Annotated in this window: 14 protein-coding genes; 6 read left to right on the top strand and 8 right to left on the bottom strand. The window is 61.6% G+C overall.

The window, feature by feature from the left end:
- Positions 1 to 81: 81 nt before the first annotated feature.
- The 8 genes from mmsB to B5526_RS28095 all read right to left on the bottom strand — a co-directional run bounded on the left by mmsB (position 82) and on the right by B5526_RS28095 (position 9,213).
- Positions 82 to 1,272 (bottom strand): multiple monosaccharide ABC transporter permease, encoded by a 1,191-nt coding sequence (gene mmsB, locus B5526_RS28130; RefSeq protein ID WP_079543041.1) that lies wholly within the window; start codon positions 1,270 to 1,272, stop codon positions 82 to 84.
- Entirely contained in the window at positions 1,269 to 2,858 is a 1,590-nt protein-coding gene (gene mmsA / locus B5526_RS28125; protein WP_079543040.1) for a multiple monosaccharide ABC transporter ATP-binding protein, read from the bottom strand. The genes mmsB and mmsA overlap by 4 nt, the downstream gene beginning before the upstream one ends.
- A gap of 85 nt (positions 2,859 to 2,943) precedes the next feature.
- Positions 2,944 to 4,008, bottom strand: coding sequence for a multiple monosaccharide ABC transporter substrate-binding protein (chvE, locus tag B5526_RS28120; protein ID WP_079543039.1), 1,065 nt, complete (start codon positions 4,006 to 4,008; stop codon positions 2,944 to 2,946).
- Between the two features lie 3 nt (positions 4,009 to 4,011).
- Positions 4,012 to 5,250, bottom strand: a complete 1,239-nt coding sequence (locus tag B5526_RS28115; protein ID WP_079545510.1) for an aldose epimerase family protein — start codon at positions 5,248 to 5,250, stop codon at positions 4,012 to 4,014.
- An 11-nt stretch (positions 5,251 to 5,261) separates the two neighbouring features.
- On the bottom strand, positions 5,262 to 6,194 hold the full coding sequence (locus B5526_RS28110) for a Gfo/Idh/MocA family protein (protein WP_079543038.1): 933 nt from the start codon (positions 6,192 to 6,194) through the stop codon (positions 5,262 to 5,264).
- 3 nt (positions 6,195 to 6,197) lie between these two features.
- The gene (locus tag B5526_RS28105) at positions 6,198 to 7,130 is read right to left on the bottom strand and encodes a dihydrodipicolinate synthase family protein (RefSeq protein ID WP_079545508.1); all 933 of its coding nucleotides are present in this window, start codon (positions 7,128 to 7,130) and stop codon (positions 6,198 to 6,200) included.
- Between the two features lie 53 nt (positions 7,131 to 7,183).
- Complete coding sequence (locus tag B5526_RS28100) at positions 7,184 to 7,906, bottom strand: FadR/GntR family transcriptional regulator (RefSeq protein ID WP_079543037.1); 723 nt, start codon at positions 7,904 to 7,906, stop codon at positions 7,184 to 7,186.
- Positions 7,907 to 8,265: 359 nt separating this feature from the next.
- Positions 8,266 to 9,213, bottom strand: coding sequence for a LysR family transcriptional regulator (locus B5526_RS28095; protein ID WP_079543036.1), 948 nt, complete (start codon positions 9,211 to 9,213; stop codon positions 8,266 to 8,268).
- 258 nt (positions 9,214 to 9,471) lie between these two features.
- On the opposite strand from B5526_RS28095, the gene B5526_RS28090 reads away from it, so the two are divergent.
- From B5526_RS28090 to B5526_RS28065, 6 genes are all read left to right on the top strand, one after another.
- Complete coding sequence (locus tag B5526_RS28090) at positions 9,472 to 10,551, top strand: ABC transporter ATP-binding protein (protein ID WP_079543035.1); 1,080 nt, start codon at positions 9,472 to 9,474, stop codon at positions 10,549 to 10,551.
- Between the two features lie 44 nt (positions 10,552 to 10,595).
- On the top strand, positions 10,596 to 11,294 hold the full coding sequence (locus B5526_RS28085; RefSeq protein WP_079543034.1) for an HAD family hydrolase: 699 nt from the start codon (positions 10,596 to 10,598) through the stop codon (positions 11,292 to 11,294).
- 16 nt (positions 11,295 to 11,310) lie between these two features.
- Positions 11,311 to 12,618 carry an NAD(P)/FAD-dependent oxidoreductase gene (locus B5526_RS28080; protein WP_079543033.1) on the top strand — a complete coding sequence of 436 codons (1,308 nt, stop codon included), beginning with the start codon at positions 11,311 to 11,313 and terminating at the stop codon, positions 12,616 to 12,618.
- A gap of 38 nt (positions 12,619 to 12,656) precedes the next feature.
- Positions 12,657 to 13,724 (top strand): ABC transporter substrate-binding protein, encoded by a 1,068-nt coding sequence (locus tag B5526_RS28075; protein WP_079543032.1) that lies wholly within the window; start codon positions 12,657 to 12,659, stop codon positions 13,722 to 13,724.
- A gap of 94 nt (positions 13,725 to 13,818) precedes the next feature.
- Positions 13,819 to 14,631, top strand: coding sequence for an ABC transporter permease (locus B5526_RS28070; RefSeq protein WP_079545505.1), 813 nt, complete (start codon positions 13,819 to 13,821; stop codon positions 14,629 to 14,631).
- The gene (locus tag B5526_RS28065; RefSeq protein ID WP_079543031.1) at positions 14,628 to 15,413 is read left to right on the top strand and encodes an ABC transporter permease; all 786 of its coding nucleotides are present in this window, start codon (positions 14,628 to 14,630) and stop codon (positions 15,411 to 15,413) included. The genes B5526_RS28070 and B5526_RS28065 overlap by 4 nt, the downstream gene beginning before the upstream one ends.
- The last annotated feature ends 4 nt before the right edge of the window (positions 15,414 to 15,417 follow it).

The raw sequence follows: 15,417 nt of genomic DNA, 5'->3' as shown, positions 1-15,417 counted from the left end.
GTTTTGGCGCCGGGTTTCTCGAAGGCTTTTTTGCAGGGGATTGCCGTATCGGCGCTACGGCTCTCCCCCAATGAGATCGCCTTAGCGTCGTTGGTTGTAGACATCAAGACACACCGCGCCGAGCAGCACGAGCCCCTTGATCACCTGCTGGTAGTCGATGCCGATGCCGAGGATCGACATGCCGTTATTCATCACGCCCATGATCAGCGCGCCGATCACGGCCCCGGCTACCCGTCCGACGCCGCCATAAGCCGAGGCGCCGCCGATGAAGCAGGCGGCGATAACGTCGAGTTCGAATCCGGCCCCGGCTTTCGGTGTCGCGGTGTTGAGCCGTGCGGCGAACACGAGGCCGGCGAGCGCTGCCAGCACGCCCATGTTGATGAAGGTGAGGAAGGTCAGGCGCTCGGTCTTGATGCCGGAGAGTTTTGCCGCCTTCTCGTTGCCGCCGACCGCATAGATCTGCCGGCCAATGGTGGTGCGCGCGGTGACGAAGCCATAGAGCGCGATCAGCGCGATCATGATCACCAGCACGTTGGGGAGGCCGCGATGCGAGGCGATCAGATAGGTGAAATAGATCACCACGCCGAACAGGATCGCGCTCTTGAGGGCAAAGAAGCCGGCCGGCTCGACCTCGACGCCGTGGCTTGCGCGCCGGGCGCGGGTCTTGACGCTGACATAGACCAGCCCAAGCGCGAGCGCAGCGCCGATCAGGAGCGAGGTGGGATAGAGCGCCCCGGCGCTCGGAAACAGTTCCGGAATGAAACCGGAGGAGAGTTTCTGGAAGGTCGACGAGAACGGGCCGACCGACTGCCCTTGCAATACCGCAAGCGCCAGCCCTTTGAACACCAGCATTCCGGCCAGCGTGACGATGAACGACGGAATCTTGAAATAGGCGACCCAATAGCCCTGGGCCGCGCCGATCAACGCACCGAGCGCGAGGCAGGCGATGGTGGCCGGAATGAAATGCACGCCGTAGCGCACCATCAGCACCGCGGCGATCGCGCCGATGAAACCTGCGACCGAGCCGACCGAAAGATCGATATGCCCGGTGACGATAACCAGCAGCATGCCGAGCGCCATGATCACGATATAGCTGTTCTGCAGCACCAGATTGGTGAGGTTGAGCGGGCGCAGCAAGGTGCCGTCGGTGACGAACTCGAAGAACAGCATGATCGCGAAGAGCGACAACAGCATGCCGTATTCACGCAAATTGGCTTTGAGAAAGCCCGCATGTTTATGCGCCTCGGGTAGCGCGACGGTCTTGTCGCTCATGGATGCGCCTCTCCCAACTGCTTATCTTGCAATTCTCTCTCCAGGTCTCTAACAACCAGCCGTTCGCCCTTGCGCATGATGACCCGCATGATTTTCTCCTGCGTCGCCTCGCTGCGGTCGAACTCGCCGACAAACGCGCCTTCGTTCATGACGCAGATGCGGTCGCAAATCCCGAGCAGCTCCGGCATTTCCGACGAGATCACGATGACGGCCTTGCCGGCGTCGGCCAGTTCGTTGATGATGCAATAGATCTCGTATTTGGCGCCGATGTCGATGCCGCGGGTCGGCTCATCCAGGATCAGGATTTCCGGATCGGTGAACAGCCATTTCGACAGCACCACCTTCTGCTGGTTGCCTCCGGACAGGTGACCGGACGTCTGATAGACATCGGAACAGCGGATGCGCATGCGGTTGCGATAATCGCTCGCCACCCGCAATTCCCGGATGTCGTCGATGACGCTGCCGGACGCGACGCCTTCGAGATTGGCAAGCGTGATGTTCTTGCGCACGTCGTCGGTAAGCAGCAGGCCGAGCTGCTTGCGGTCCTCGGTGACGTAGGCGAGGCCGGCGTCGATGGCGCGGCTGACGGTCGAGAGGTCGATCTCGCGCCCATGCAGGGTGGCGCGGCCGGTAATCCTGCGGCCCCATGAGCGGCCGAACAGGCTCATGGCGAATTCGGTGCGCCCGGCGCCCATCAGGCCGGCAATGCCGACGATCTCGCCGCGGCGGACCTGAAAATCGACATTCCGGATGACTTGCCGGTCCGCATGCAGGGGATGATAGACCGACCAGTTCTCGACCTTGAACACGGGTTCGCCGATGTTCGGCTCGCGCTTCGGAAAACGATGCTCGAGGTCACGATCCACCATCTTGCGGATGATGCGATCCTCCTCGACCGCGCCGGCCTCGCAATCCAGCGTATCGACGGTGCGACCGTCGCGCAGCACGGTGATGCGGTCGGCGACACGCGCCACCTCGTTGAGCTTGTGCGAGATCAGGATCGCGGACATGCCCTGGGAGCGGAACTCGAGCAACAGATCGAGCAGCGCCGCGCTGTCGCTTTCGTTGAGGCTCGCGGTCGGCTCGTCGAGAATCAACAAGCGCACCTTCTTGGACAGCGCCTTGGCGATCTCCACCAGCTGCTGCTTGCCGACCCCGAGATTGGTGACGAGCGTGTCCGGCGCCTCATTGAGCCCGACTTTCGCCAGGAGCTGCCGCGACCGCGCGAAAACCGCGTCGCGATCGATCACGCCGAACCGCGACGGCGGGCTGGATATAAAAATATTCTCCGCGATCGAGAGCAGCGGGATCAGCGCGAGCTCCTGATGAATGGTGATGATGCCGAGCGCCTCGGAATCATTGATGTCGCGGAACTGCCGCTCCTCGCCGTCATAGACGATGCTGCCATCGTAGCTGCCGTGGGGATAGACGCCGCTCAGCACCTTCATCAGGGTGGACTTGCCGGCGCCGTTCTCGCCTACCAAAGCGTGGATTTCGCCCTGCGTGACGGTGAAACTGACGTCGTTCAGCGCCTTCACGCCGGCGAAGGCTTTGCCGATACCGCGCATTTCAAGCAGTGTAGTCATTCAGGCTCCCTGGAGACATGGCGACGATGGCTAAGATTAGCCACCGTCGCCATCGCGAGAGAATAGCGCTCAGTCACCGCGCGCCTCAGTTGATCTGCGCCTTCTTGTAGTAGCCGCTATCGACCAGGACCTTCTCCCAATTGCTCTTGTCGACCACCACCGGCTTGAGCAGATAGGATGGCACTACCTTCACCCCATTGTTGTAGGTCTTGGTGTCGTTGACCGTCACGGTCTTGCCGCTCAGCGCCGCGTCCACCATATCGGCGGTGACCTTGGCGAGGTCACGGGTGTCCTTGAAGATCGTTGAGTACTGCTCGCCGCGAAGCATCGATTTGATCGAAGGTACTTCCGCATCCTGGCCGCTGACGATCGGCATCGGCATGTCGCCGCTGCCATAGCCGACACCCTTGAGCGACGACAGGATGCCGATCGAAAGCCCATCATAGGGCGAAAGCACGGCATCAACGCGCTTGGCGGTGTAGAACGCGCTCAACAGATTATCCATGCGGGCCTGCGCCGTGGCGCCGTCCCAGCGGAGCGTCGAGACCTTGTCCATGCCGGTCTGGTGGCTGACGACCACGAGCTTGCCGTTATCAATATAGGGCTGCAGCACGGACATCGAGCCGTTGTAGAAGAAGTAGGCGTTGTTGTCGTCGGGTGAGCCGCCGAACAGCTCGATGTTGAACGGGCCCTTGCCTTCCTTCAGCTTCAGTCCCTGCTCGATCGACTGCGCTTGCAGCACGCCGACCTGGAAATTGTCGAAGGTCGCATAGTAATCGACATTGGGCGTGTCGCGGATCAGCCGGTCGTAGGCGATCACGGTGATACCCTTGTCCTTGGCCTGCTTGAGCACGTTGGAGAGTGTGGTGCCGTCAATCGCGGCGATCACCAGCACCTTGGCGCCCTTGGTCACCATGTTCTCGATCTGGGAGAGCTGGTTCGGAATATCGTCTTCGGCGTATTGCAAATCGGTGTTGTAACCGCGTTCCTTCAACACCTTGACGATGTTGTTGCCATCATCGATCCAGCGCGCCGAGGATTTGGTCGGCATGGCGATGCCGACTGTCGGCTTGTCCTGCGCGAACGCGGGCCCCGCAAGTGCGATGGAACCGAGCGCGATGACCGACAAGATAGATTTGAGCAAGTTCATGTTTCACTCCCACAGTGTTAACCCCAATCGCCGCGTTGTCGCGGTTTGCTTTTGGCGCCGTTGTTGTTCGGCGCGCCGTCGGACACGGTCGTGGCCGACGAGAAGAGAACGAATGATGTCATACGTTCCACGCGATTTCCCTTGAATTCTGCCATGCCGTCGGCTCGCGGAAAATCGATAGAGCGAAGTGTGGTGATAGGCCTGGCCGGGATCGAGCCGCGCGGACGGAAACGCCGGACGATTTGGTGTGTCGGGATATCGCTGCGGCTCCAGGCAGAGCGCATCATATTGGCGATGAACGCGGCCATATTTGCCGGTCACGGTGCCGTCGAGGAAATTTCCCGAATAGAACTGGACGCCCGGCTGATCGGTCAGGAGTTCGAGGACACGGCCCGAGCTTGGGTCTTCCAATCGGGCGGCAAGGCGCGGGGCGTTCGTCACGCTGCCGCGAAGGCAGAAATTGTGGTCATATCCTTTGCGAATTTGGATCTGTTCATTGGCGTCGCGAAGGCGCGCGCCGACGGGATGGGGACTGCGGAAATCGAACGGCGTCGCGTCGACCTTGCTCGGTGCCTCCAGGGGAATACCGGCTGCGCTGACCGGCAGATAAGTATCCGCCGCGATGGTGAGATGGTGATCGAGAATATCGCCACTGCCCTCGACGCCTGAAAGATTGAAAAAGCTGTGGTTGGTCAAATTGACGATGGTCGGTTTGTCGGTCACCGCGGAGAATGCGACCGAAAGCCCGATCCCACCTGAAATGCTGTAGCTGAGCTGCGTCGCCAGCCTGCCGGGATAGCCCTCTTCGCCGTCCGGGCTGACATAAGAGAGCGTGACGAAAGGCACAGGGCTTTCACCAATGTCAGTGACAGACCAGGCTTTGCGGTCGAAGCCGGCGAGGCCGCCATGCAGCGCGTTGGCGCCATCGTTTGCGGGTAGTTGATAACGATCGCCATCGAGTTCGAACGTGCCGTTCGCGATCCGATTGGCATAGCGCCCAACCGTCGCACCGAGGAAGCGCCTGATCGCAGCATAGCCCGCAAGGTCATCGCGGCCCAGCACGACATCGGCAAGGCGGCCAGCGCGATCCGGCGCGAAGATGGACTGGATCACCGCGCCGTAGGTGATGATGCGCACCTCGAAGCCGCCGTCGCCGCATAGCCGGACCATTTCAATCGCGGTACCATCCGGCAAGTGACCGAAGATGGTGCGCGTGACTTTGGGCGTTTGTGTTCTGTCCAACGGCGCCACGTTCAATCCTCGATGAATGGTTCGACGTCGCGGCGCCGGCCGAGCATGAAGGCATCCGCGACATGGACCAGCGGCGACAGATCGACATCGGACACGCCGTTGGCGATCAATTCGACGAAACGCCGATAGATGCCGCGATACTCGGCCTGCTTCTCGTCGATCAGGTTCCGGTCATCATGTTCGAGGCGGCTGCCGCCGGAAGACAGCGTCAACCGCCCGGTATCAGTCTCGACGCGGATGTCCCAGGTCTGCGGACCGGTCTGGCGCCAATCAAATTCGGCCCGGATCGGCAAACCGGTATCGTCGGAGAAGGCGAGATCGGCCGCGATGGGCGCGGCGCGATTGCGCGGGAAGGATAGCTCGGCCTGCGTGAGGAAAAATGGCCGCGGCAAAATGCGGGTCAGGATCGAGAGTGCGTTGATACCGGGATCGAACACCCCTAACCCGCCGGGCTCCCATATCCAGGCTTGGCCGGGATGCCAAACTCTCACGTCTTCTTTCCACTCGACGGCCACCGATTTGATTTCGCGACTGGCGAGGAAGGTCCTCGCCGGCTCGACGGCCGATGCAAAACGGGAATGCCAGGTCGCAAACAGCGTTCGCCCGGTTTGCCGTGCCGCGGCGATCAGCGGCGGCAGTTCACTCACGGTCGCGCCCGGAGGTTTTTCGAGCAGCACGTGCTTGCCGGCCTTCAACGCGGCCGCCGCCTGGGCATGGCGCACCTGGGGCGGTGTACAGAGCGCAACAGCATCGATACCGGGCGCGGCAGCGAGCAGTTCGTCGAGGGTTGCGAAATGCGCGATGCCGTCGATCGATGCATTGCGGCTCGCAATCGCCGCGAGCTCAATACCCTCGGTGCCGGCGATCGCGGGGATGTGCTGGTCCCTCGCGATCTTGCCGAGGCCGACGATGGCGAGGCGGATGGCGGTCGCCACGGCTTACCTGCCCCATCGCAGCACGAGCGGGGCGAGATGGTTCGCGATCTCGATCAACCCCGTTCGAACAGCCGGATGTAACGGCTGCAGCGGATGGCGGACGGTTTCATGCTTGATGACGCCGCCCTCCTTCATCAGCGCCTTGCAGGCGATCAGGCCGCATTGGCGATTTTCATAATTGATCAGCGGCAGCCACCGTTGATAGGCAGCGATTGCTTCGTCGCGGCGGCCGGCGAAATACGGATCGGTGATCTGGCGAATACCATCGGGATAACCGCCGCCGGTCATTGCGCCGGTTGCACCGGCATCGAGGTCGGCTATCAACGTGATGGCCTCCTCGCCGTCCCACGGGCCTTCGATCGCCTCACCCCCTAGCGCAATCAACTCGCGCAGCTTGGCGGCGGCCTGCGGCGTCTCGATCTTGAAGTAGGCGATGTTTTCGAGTTCGCGCGCCATGCGCGCCAAAAAACCGGCCGACAGCGGCGTGCCGGCGACCGGCGCATCCTGGACCATGATGGGAATCGAGACCGCGTCCGAGACGGTTCGGTAGAACTGGTAGATGGCGTTTTCGCCAACCCGGATGGTTGCGCCATGATAAGGCGGCATCACCATCACCATGGCAGCACCCGCCTGCTGCGCCCGCCGCGAGCGTTCGGCGCAGACATGCGAGGCAAAATGCGTCGTGGTGACAATCACCGGGACGCGGCCGGCGACATGGTTCAAGACGGTATCGAGTACGAGGTCGCGCTCGGCATCGGTCAGCACGAACTGTTCGGAGAAGTTGGCGAGGATACAGAGCCCGTGCGAACCTGCATCGATCATGCAGTCGACGGCGCGCTTTTGGCCATCGAGATCAAGCCGGCCGTCCCCGTCGAACACCGTCGGCACCACCGGAAATACGCCCTTGTAGGGCGGCTGCACGCTGGAGTTTGCCATGACCATCCTCTCTTTTTCGTTCAACTCTCAGCCGAGCAACTGCCGCAGGCGCTTCACCCGGCCGCGCCGTGCCGGCGCAGGCCGTTGAAGATAACGTTCGCCATCGCCGCGGCGGCTGCGTCCGCATCGCGCTCGGCGATCGCGTCGACGATGCGCTCATGCGCGGCGATAGTGATCTCGCGTTCGGCCTCCTCTGTGGGGGCGCTCAGCCGGAACGACGCGCGCAAGGCCGCCTCGATCACGGCGCCAATCGACCGCATGAACGGATTAGCCGAGAACGTCGCGACATCAAGATGCAGCCGAAGATCGGCATCGGCGAATTCGATGGAATCAGAGGCGAAGCTCCGCATCTTGACGATGCTGTCGCGCAGCACCGCGATCGCGTCGTCCGCCCGCCGCTCGGCGGCGAGCGCCGCGGCACGCGGCTCCACGGCGAGGCGAATATCGGCGAGATCGCGAAGAAACCGCTTGTCGATTCCCGCCTCGAGGTGCCAGCCGAGCACATCGGGATCGAACATGTTCCAGGCCGAACGTTCCCTGACCCGGGTGCCGACACCCGCCTTCGAGTTGAGCAGTCCCTTGGCCGACAACGTCTTGACGCTTTCGCGGAGCACGGTCCGCGACACATCGAACATGGCGGTCAATTCTGCGTCGCGCGGCAGACCGCTGCCTTCGGGATAGCGGCCCACGATGATGTCGATGCCGATGGTGCGCGTTACCTCGGCCTGGCTGGAATGGCCGCGGCCGGGCGGAATTACGACGAGATCGGACCTCATGGCACTCCTCCCGCGGTCAAGGCGGCGGGCCGCTTCGCGAAGCGGACCAGACTTTGCTGGAAGGCGATGAAGGCGAACAGCAAAAAGCCCGTCACGATCTCGGTCCACCAGCTCGACAAGATTGCCGTCGAAGGTGAAGCGGTCTGGATCAGGTGAGCGCGATGAGCGCAGCGGGAAGAAGATTCTCGAGACTCATGGCTGGTTCGCTCCCTAATCGTTGTGGGCCGCCGTCCCGCCTCTTCGGGCAGGATCCATGGCTGGCAAAACTTCCATGCCATATCCCGGAGTTCTTGTATAGTAGATTGTCGTATTAGTATGACTTACTACAGTTTCGGCCACTGCCGGCGCTCGAGTTGCGGTCAATAGCAAGCCGATGTGAGTCCGAGACGCGGATAGAGCCGGTCGATCGCGAAAACATCGTTGCGCATCTGTTCGATGATCCAGTCCCTGATCTCGATGGCGACAGGCCGCAGCGGCCGGCTGCGCGGGTGGACGAGTTCGCAGATCCGTCTCGTGCGGACGAGTTGTTCGGAAGCGGGAACCAGTGTGCCGGTCAAAAGCCAATGCGATACGACGGTGAGCCAGCCGAGGGTGATCCCCTGGCCGAGCAAGGCCGCCTGCACCACAACGGCATAATCCGAGAAGCTCAACGCCTTGGCGGGAGCGGACGGGCTCGTGAGAACGCCTGGATATTGCGCCACCCAGTCTTCGGGCGTGTCGGCCAGTTTGATGATCGTGCTTTCTTCGCCCGCTTTCGTTACAGCATCCGCATCGCGATAGGCGGGACTGCAGATCGGAAGCATGACTTCCTTCATCACCAGCGCGCCGTTGGAATGAGGGTCGTCCTGATCGCGAAACCGCATGCCCAAATCCACGTTCTCGACCGGGCCTCGCAGCGACCCGGATATCAGCTGGAACCTGAGATCAACATTCGGAAAGCTTCGCTGCAGCTTGTCCATGCGCGGCATCAGCCAGTGGGTGGTGAAAGCCGAGGAGAGCGAGAGCGTGACTGTTTCGGTACCCCTGCGGCGCCGCTCGATCTCGATCAGGCCGCTTTCAATGCTGCGAAATCCGTCAAGTACCCGCCGATAGAGCAACTCGCCCTCCTCGGTCAGGATCGCACCACCGGCTGTGCGGTCAAAAAGGCGTACGCCGAGATAATCTTCGAAACGTCCCAACATGCGGCTCACCGCTGGCTGGGTCACGTTCAGCTCTGCCGCAGCCGCAGTGAAGCTGCCGTTGCGCGCGGCCGCATCGAAGACGAACAGCGCATTGCTGGAAGGCAGCATCCGGCGGAGTTCAGGCATAACATCAGATTATGATGCGAGTGATAATTTGGCAATTGCCCGGCAACATGAATTTTGATTGCATGGATCAAGGGATTGCCTGCCGGGTAGCGGAGCGCCCTGATCGACCGGCGATACGGGACACTCTCGGTCGCTTGGGATGCGCCCGACTATAAAGTGAGATCATGCCAGTTCAACGCTCCTTTGCCTGCGGGCAAGGCGTCGGGGACCCAATTTCGTGTGGGGTCGCCGGCTGGGAGCAACAGGGAAGGTCGATCATTGGACACCGGCGGCGAAAGCGTCGAGATCAGGTCTGCCAGCAAGAGCTACGGCGCTGTCCGCGCGCTCGACAAGGTCACCCTCAAGGTCGCACCGCGTGAATTCGTCTCGCTGCTGGGGCCATCCGGATCGGGGAAGACGACGCTTCTCGGCTTGCTCGGTGGCTTCATCCAGCCTTCTTCGGGCTCGATCCATTTCGGCGACCGCGACGTCACCTTCCTGCCCCCGCACAAGCGCGACATCGGAGTCGTGTTTCAGAACTACGCGCTGTTTCCGCATATGAGCGTCGGCGAGAACGTCGCCTTCCCGCTGCGCGCGCGACGGCTTCCCAAGGCGAGTTGGCCGGAGAAGGTCCGCGCGGCGCTCGCGATGGTCGGTCTCGCCGGCTACGAGGCGCGCGGCGTCGCCCAGCTGTCCGGCGGCCAGCGCCAACGCGTCGCGCTCGCGCGGGCGATGATTTTCGAGCCGCGGCTTATTCTGATGGATGAGCCGCTTTCGGCGCTCGACAAGCAGTTGCGGGAATCGATGCAGATCGAATTGCGCGAACTCCATAAGCGCATCGGCGCCACGATCGTTTATGTGACGCATGACCAGCGCGAAGCGCTGACGATGAGCGACCGGGTCGCCATTCTGAAAGATGGGCGCCTGATCCAGATCGACCGGCCGGAACGCCTGCACGATCATCCCGCGGATTCCTTTGTCGCGAGCTTCATCGGCGAGGCAAGCTTGCTGCCCGTCCGCCGCATCGACGGAAACCGCGTTGCACTGGGCCCGGTCGTCCTGCGCAGCGCGCGGGCCATACCGAACGGCGACGCCCTGATCCTGGCGGTGCACAGCGAAAAGCTTCTGATCGACAACAGCGGTGACACGGCACGCAACCGCCTGACCGGTACCGTCACGGATGTCGTCTACCAGGGCGAAAGCCTGCGCATTTTTCTCGTGTTGCCGGATGGCACGACATTGAGCCTGCGCCAGCCGAGCCATCACGAAGCCTATCGCCGCATTCCGCCAATTGGCAGCGGCCTCACGGTGACGCTCCACCCCGAGGACACGATCATCGTGCCGAAAGTACCGGAATGAACATACCTCACCAACACCGTCCCAGCACCAGAGAAGAAGCGCCCATGTCACTCAGCAATTTCAAGGTTCTCACCTTTGACGTCGTCGGCACCTTGATCGACTTCGAAACCGGCGTTCTGAACGCCGTCCGCAAGATTTCCGGCCGAAGCACGGCGGAACTGAGCGACGACCGGATCTTCGCTTCCTACAAGCGCGGCCGCGATGCTCATCCGGAGCGGTCGAGCGAAGTGATGTTTCACGTATACCGCTTCCTGGCTAAGGACCTCGGCCTCCCGGCTGATGACCAGGCCTGCGACGCCTTCCAGCTCGCGGTGCTGCGCTGGCAACCGTTCGTCGACTCCGTCGAGGCGCTGAAGCGCTTGCGCACGAAATTTCGCCTGGTCGCGATGACCAACGCGGATCGCGTCGCGCTGTCGTGCTACGCCCATGCGCTCGGCGATCCGTTCGACGATACCGTCTGCGCCGACGATACCGGCGTTGCCAAGCCGAACCCCGAATTCTTCGCGTACAACAAGGGCCGGCAGGCGGCCTTCGGCTACAAGCAATCCGACATCCTGCATGTGGCCCAGAGCCAGTATCACGACATCGGGATCGCTCGAAAGCTCGGCTACAAGGTGTGCTGGATCGAGCGCCGCCAAGGGATGACGGGATTCGGCGGAACGCCTGACGTGGCGGCACTGACAAAACCCGATTTTCATTTCGCGACCATGAAGGCCTTCGCCGACGCGGCAGTTGGTCACTGAACCGGGTAAAGCGGCCATGACGGAGGTCTGGACCCCAATGGCACCGGCCGCCTCGCTCTGGGCGAGCACGGCCAGGCCTTTACCTGCCTTTCCGTCCCTGTCGCGCGAAGTTCAGGCCGATGTTGTCATCATCGGCGCGGGCTATACCGGGCTCTCCGCCGCACATCACATCGCGAAGAGCGGCTTGATGCCGGTCGTGCTCGAAGCCAATCGTCCCGGGTGGGGGGCAAGCGGCCGCAACGGCGGCGTCATCACAGCAAAGTTCCGGCTCTCCTTCCGCAGCATCGACGCGACCCACGGCCGTGCAATGGCCCGGCGCATGTACGAGATCGCGCATGAATCGGTTGATATCGTCGAGGAGCTGGTTTCCGATCTCGACATCGCCGGCGCAAACTTGACGCGAAATGGACAGGTCAAGGCGGCGCACAATCAGGCGACGCTTCAAGCCGCCATCGACGAAGCCGATTGGATGAAGCGCGAGATGGGCGATGCGGATGTCCGGATACTCGACGCCGATCAGGTGCGCGAGGAAACCGGTTCGCAAGCCTTCGTCGGCGGCGTTCTCAATCCGGGTTCGGGTGGCATCCATCCACTGAACTATCTTCACGGGCTCGCCGCAGGCCTTGCCAAACGCGGCATCGCCATTTTCCAGGAGAGCCCCGTCCTCCGGTTGAGGCACGAGAACGGGCTGATCGTCGCCGAAACGCCGCACGGCGCGGTGCGGGCGCGGCAGGCGATCTTCGCCACCAACAGCTATTCCGATCTGACCGACGCGACCCGTCATCTGCAGCACACGCTGGTGCCGTTCCGCAGCGCCATCATCGCGACCGACAAATTGCCACGCAACCTTGCCGGTCGTCTGATGCCGACTGGTCGAACCTATACCGAGACCAAGCGCATGATGCGTTGGTTCCGCATGGTGGATGATCGCGTCATTTTCGGCGGGCGCGGTGCCTTCGGCAGGCAGGATTCGGAATCAGCTTTCGCCGCGCTGCGCAAGGCGATGACCGGCATCTTTCCCGAACTGACCGACGTTCCGCTTTCCTTCAAATGGTCGGGCCTTGTCGGCATGACGCTGGATTCAGTGCCGCATATCGGCCGCCTCAACGATCAGACACTGTTCTCGATGGGCTACAACGGCGCCGGCGTCGCGATGTCCAGCCTGATGGGGCGCTATCTGGCGGCCTTCGTGCGCGGCGAAAATCCCGATGTCGGCCTGCTCGACGCCAGCCGCCTCAAAATCATCCCGTTTTATCCGCTGCGCGAACCGGCCGTCCGGATGGTGGCCGGCTGGTACCAGTTCCTCGACGCGATTGGGCAATAGAGATCGAAAGCTTGGTTTTAACAACAGGGAAACAGGACATGGCAGTTGCATCGAATTCAAGGTTTTCCCCGCGCGCATTGTTCGGCCTCTCGCTTGGGCTTTTCGGGCTGACAAATATTTCAGCGGCAGTAGCCGATCAGATCACCTTCGTGTCACAGGGCGGCGCCTATCAGAAAGCCCAAACCATCGCGATCCTCGATCCCGCCGCCAAGAAGCTTGGCATCACCGTCAATCAGGACAGCATTCCCGACGCCTGGCCAGTGATCAAATCGCAGGTCGCGAGCGGCAAGCCGATCTGGGATGTGGTGGACGTGCCGACCGGCTATTGCCTGCGCGGCGGCGATCAGGGACTGATCGAAAAGCTCGATTTCTCGAAGATCCCGAATGCTGCTGCCATGCCGGAGGCATACCGAAACGCATATTCGGTCGCTTACGAGTTCTATTCGAGCGTTCTTGCCTATAGCCAGAAGAAATATCCGGAAGGCGCTGCGCCAAATAGCTGGGCTGATTTCTGGGATGTGAAGAAATTCCCGGGCCGGCGCGCGCTGCGCAACCATCCGATCGCGACGCTCGAGGCAGCGCTGATGGCCGACGGCGTCGCGCCGGACAAACTTTATCCGCTCGACATCGATCGGGCCTTCAGGAAGCTCGAGGAGATCAAGCCCAATATCACGGTCTGGTGGACATCGGGTGCGCAATCCGCCCAGCTTCTCAACGATGGCGAGGTCGACATGGTGATGGCCTGGAACGGCCGTGTCAGCGCGTTGGCCAGCGAAGGCGCCAAGGTTGGCTTTACCTATAACCAGGGCATCCTGCAGAGCACCTCGCTTTGCATCCTGAAGAATGCGCCCAATCTCGCAACCGCAGTCAGCTTCCTCAACGAAGCCGTCGATCCCGTCAATCAGGCCAACCTGCCGCTGCATATCGACTACGGCCCGGCGAACCCGAAGGCGTTCGAAACGGGCGTGGTCAAGCCTGATCGGACCGCTCAGCTGCCCAGCGCACCGGAGAACGCCAGCAAGCAGGCATTGATGTCATATGCCTGGTGGTCGTCGCCGGAAGGAGAAGCCGCCGAGAAACGCTGGGTCGCCTTCATGCAGAAATAGGCCGAATGCAAGCCCTACGGACCACAGGAAAACAGCATTGAGCGGTTCAATCCAGGATCTCTCCTTGCGACATCAGCGCCGCGAACAGGGCCTGATGTTGGCATTGGCATCGCCGGCGCTGCTGGTGATCCTGCTGCTCATCGTGCTTCCGGTGGGTTGGCTCGCCTGGCAATCGATCTACCATGACGGCTTTACGCTCGAGAACTACCGGCGCATTCTCAACGAAGACATCTACTGGCGCAGCTTCTTGCTGACCTTCGAGATCAGCTTGCTGGTGACACTGCTGGCGCTGCTGCTCGGATATCCCATTGCCTATGCCGCCAGCGCGGTTCCCAAAGGATGGAGCGTTTTCATTCTAGCTCTTGTGATCCTGCCGTTCTGGACCAGCGTATTGGTACGGGCCTACGCCTGGCTGGCGCTGCTGCAAAGGACCGGCGTGATCAACCAATTCCTGGAATATCTCGGCGTCATCCAGCAGCCGTTGGCCCTCGTTCACAACACCTTCGGCACGGTGGTTGCGACCGTCCACATTCTGCTGCCGTTCATGGTGCTGCCGCTCTACGCCACCATGCAGAAAATCCCAGGCGATCTGATGCAGGCCGGCGCGAGCCTCGGCGGCAGTCCTTCGCACACCTTCTGGCGGATTTTCCTGCCGCTGTCGCTGCCCGGCGTATTGGCCGGCGCGACGTTGGTGTTCGTGCTGTGCCTTGGCTTCTACATCACACCTGAACTGCTCGGCGGTGGCCGAACTGTGATGGTATCGATGTTGGTGAGCCGCAATGTCGAGCTTTACAACCAATGGGGCGCGGCAAGCGCCGTGGGCGTCGTGCTCCTGATCAGTGTTTTCGCAATCTTCCTGATCGTGAGCCGGTTCATTCCGCTCGACCGCATATTGGGGCAAAGATGAAGACCTTGTCAGCCGGTCGCATCGCCTTCGTTCTGTTCTGCACGCTGGTACTGCTCTATTTGATGTTGCCGGTGCTGATCATCGTGCCGATGTCGTTCTCAAGCGCGCGCTTCCTGACATTCCCGCCGCCGTCGCTGTCGCTGCGCTGGTATCGGGAATATATCGACAATGCGGCCTGGATGCAGGCTACCCGCGTAACGTTCACGGTTGCGGTGCTCACGGTATTGATTGCGACCCCGCTCGGCGTCGCCGCCGCCTACGCGATCAGCAACTCGAAGCTGCGCGTCATGCGAATAATCCACATGACGCTGATGCTGCCGCTGGTGGTACCGATCATCATTACCGCCGTCGGCGTCTTCTTCGTCTATGCCAGGATCGGACTGGTGGCGACGATGTCGGGACTCGTGCTGGCCAATGTCATGCTTGGCCTGCCCTATGTGATCACGTCCGTTGTAGCGGGATTGCAGAGCTTTGATGGAGCACAGGAGATGGTGGCACGCAGTCTCGGCATGAACCGCCTGCGCAGCTTCTTCGTCGTGACGCTGCCGCAGATCAAGGCAAGCGTGCTGACGGGAGGCATCTTCGCCTTTATCTCGGCGATGGACGAGACTGTCGTGGCGCTGTTCATTTCCGGCGGTCAATATCAGCCACTGACAAAGCGGATGTTCACCGCGCTGCGCGACGAGATCGATCCAACGATCGCGGCGATCAGTTCGCTGATGACGGCCGCCTCGTTCCTGCTGGTACTGCTCGCGAGCACGCGGCAAAAGAAAAACGCCTGATGCC

This window comes from Bradyrhizobium lablabi, assembly GCF_900141755.1.
GTDB classification, from domain to species: domain Bacteria; phylum Pseudomonadota; class Alphaproteobacteria; order Rhizobiales; family Xanthobacteraceae; genus Bradyrhizobium; species Bradyrhizobium lablabi_A.
This window is presented reverse-complemented; position numbering and strand designations above follow the sequence as displayed.

Bases quoted from the DNA above. Each gene is read 5' to 3' on its own strand.
- mmsB (WP_079543041.1), bottom strand. From the start codon at position 1,272: ATGAGCGACAAGACCGTCGCGCTACCCGAGGCGCATAAACATGCGGGC.
- mmsA (WP_079543040.1), bottom strand. From the start codon at position 2,858: ATGACTACACTGCTTGAAATGCGCGGTATCGGCAAAGCCTTCGCCGGC.
- chvE (WP_079543039.1), bottom strand. From the start codon at position 4,008: ATGAACTTGCTCAAATCTATCTTGTCGGTCATCGCGCTCGGTTCCATC.
- B5526_RS28105 (WP_079545508.1), bottom strand. From the start codon at position 7,130: ATGGCAAACTCCAGCGTGCAGCCGCCCTACAAGGGCGTATTTCCGGTG.
- B5526_RS28100 (WP_079543037.1), bottom strand. From the start codon at position 7,906: ATGAGGTCCGATCTCGTCGTAATTCCGCCCGGCCGCGGCCATTCCAGC.
- B5526_RS28095 (WP_079543036.1), bottom strand. From the start codon at position 9,213: ATGCCTGAACTCCGCCGGATGCTGCCTTCCAGCAATGCGCTGTTCGTC.
- B5526_RS28085 (WP_079543034.1), top strand. From the start codon at position 10,596: ATGTCACTCAGCAATTTCAAGGTTCTCACCTTTGACGTCGTCGGCACC.
- B5526_RS28080 (WP_079543033.1), top strand. From the start codon at position 11,311: ATGACGGAGGTCTGGACCCCAATGGCACCGGCCGCCTCGCTCTGGGCG.
- B5526_RS28075 (WP_079543032.1), top strand. From the start codon at position 12,657: ATGGCAGTTGCATCGAATTCAAGGTTTTCCCCGCGCGCATTGTTCGGC.
- B5526_RS28070 (WP_079545505.1), top strand. From the start codon at position 13,819: ATGTTGGCATTGGCATCGCCGGCGCTGCTGGTGATCCTGCTGCTCATC.
- B5526_RS28065 (WP_079543031.1), top strand. From the start codon at position 14,628: ATGAAGACCTTGTCAGCCGGTCGCATCGCCTTCGTTCTGTTCTGCACG.